This window comes from Mesorhizobium sp. M0659 (assembly GCF_040320605.1).
In the GTDB taxonomy this organism is placed as follows: Bacteria; Pseudomonadota; Alphaproteobacteria; order Rhizobiales; family Rhizobiaceae; genus Mesorhizobium.
Window position 1 is genome coordinate 1 of sequence record NZ_JAMYPY010000056.1, and the last position, 1,312, is coordinate 1,312.

1 pseudogene is annotated in these 1,312 nt (G+C 61.4%); it reads left to right on the forward strand.

The window, feature by feature from the left end:
• Nucleotides 1-1,312, forward strand: a pseudogene (locus NKI31_RS31760) (hypothetical protein); the annotation flags it as partial.

The window sequence follows — 1,312 nt, forward strand, 5'->3', positions numbered from 1 at the left end:
GTGCTGATGCAGGCCCCCACCCATCAAGTGGGTGCATTGCCATGGGAAGCGCAGCCCATGATGCAAGGGATCGGACAAGAACACGCCGCGGCGCCCTACGCCGGAGGCAGTGGGTCGATGCTGGGTGCCTCGGTGCTGCAGCCGGGTCACTCAACGGCGCGCCATCATGATGCGCCGGATTCGTCAGTGGTTGATCTGAATCCCCCCGCACCGTTCGAGTTGCGTGACCATGCTCGTTATATGCCGGCGGCGCCTGCCGGGCCAGCGTTCGCCAGGGCAGAGGAGACGCCCTCCGCGGTTGGCGAGGCCGCGGTGGCCGAAACGCTGGCTCGGTTGCAAAAGCAGATGGTCGATGCTGACTTGTCGGGATATTTCGACTCGATTCCGCACGCGGACCTTCTACGATCGCCATGGGAGGCGCAACTCATGATGCATGGCAGCGGACAAGAACACGCCGCGGCGCCGTACGCCGGAGGCAGTGGGTCGATGCTGGGTGCCTCGGTGCTGCAGCCGGGTCACTCAACGGCGCGCCATCATCATGCGCCGGATTCGTCAGTGGTTGATCTGAATCCCCCCGCACCGTCCGAGTTGCGTGACCATGCTCGTTCTGTGCCGGCGGCGCTGCAGCCAGATCCTCCAATAGGGGTCTCCGGTGCCGACAAGCGTCCTCTTTATTCCAACGATGCGACCGTTGTCGAAGGGCTGAGGTCAGCATTGGAGAGCAGGGTCAAGCGCCATGTAAATTCTCTTCTCGGCTTTGGTCGTTGGCTCTTTGATAATAACAGGCCGGGATTTGCTGCTCGGCTTCACGAGGAGTCGCTGGATCCGGATCTCAAGGAGTACGAGAGCAAGAGTGGCTCCTCGGACGTGGCTAGAGCAGTGGGTCATCTCAAGACGTGGGCGGGCGGAGCGCCAGTGCTGGACCGCGCCGCTGTCCTGAATAATCCCGACCCTGCCGACGCCGCGCTCATCAGAGATTATACAGCGGCTCCCATCAAAGAGTACAAGGCAGCGCCGACCGGGCCGAATCCCGGTACCATTCAGACCTATGGATCTGCTCCTAGACGTTTCAGTGAATACCTGCATGAAAACAACAAGCCGGGGATTGCGGCTCGGCTTCACGAGGGGTCGCTGGATGAAGATGCCAAGCGCTATAACAACTCCGGTGGGATCAGTGCACTAGCTCATCTCCGGAAGTCCGAACTCGGGCGCGAGCTCCCTGGGAAAGCTAATGAAGACGACGCTGTTCTGGCATCGTCTTTCGTGCCTACTGGGCCCCATCACCAAGCCTCGGATCCCGCAGGGTCCTTTC